This window comes from Acinetobacter sp. NIOH-H-8 (assembly GCF_046635365.1).
In the GTDB taxonomy this organism is placed as follows: Bacteria; Pseudomonadota; Gammaproteobacteria; order Pseudomonadales; family Moraxellaceae; genus Acinetobacter.
Window position 1 is genome coordinate 1 of the sequence record NZ_JBHDVN010000157.1, and the last position, 473, is coordinate 473.

Sequence of the window (473 nt, forward strand, 5' to 3'; positions counted from 1 at the left end):
GTTAAACGGTATACCTAATCGCATTAGCCTGGCCGGCCATACCGATGACTTTCCCTACGCGAACGGCGAAAAAGGCTATAGCAACTGGGAGTTATCCGCCGATCGCGCCAATGCCTCTCGTCGCGAACTGGTCGCTGGCGGGCTGGATAACGGAAAAGTATTACGGGTGGTTGGCATGGCCGCCACGATGCGGCTGAGCGATCGCGGTCCTGATGACGCCATCAACCGCCGTATAAGCCTGCTGGTGTTAAACAAACAGGCGGAACAGGCCATTTTGCATGAAAACGCTGAAAGCCAGAATGAGCCGGTAAGTGTATTACAACAGCCTGCGGCAGCCCCGCCGGCAAGCGTACCCACATCGCCAAAAGCGGAACCGAGGTGATAGCGTGAGCATGGATATTAGCGATTTTTATCAGACATTTTTTGATGAAGCTGACGAGCTGTTGGCTGATATGGAGCAGCATCTGCTGGAT

Annotated in this window: 1 protein-coding gene; it reads left to right on the plus strand. The window is 53.9% G+C overall.

Going from position 1 to position 473, the window contains the following annotated elements:
• Window positions 1-382 (plus strand): OmpA family protein (locus ACEWB7_RS17550; RefSeq protein WP_411581030.1); only part of this gene is annotated, 382 nt, incomplete at its 5' end.
• Between the last annotated feature and the right edge of the window lie 91 nt (window positions 383-473).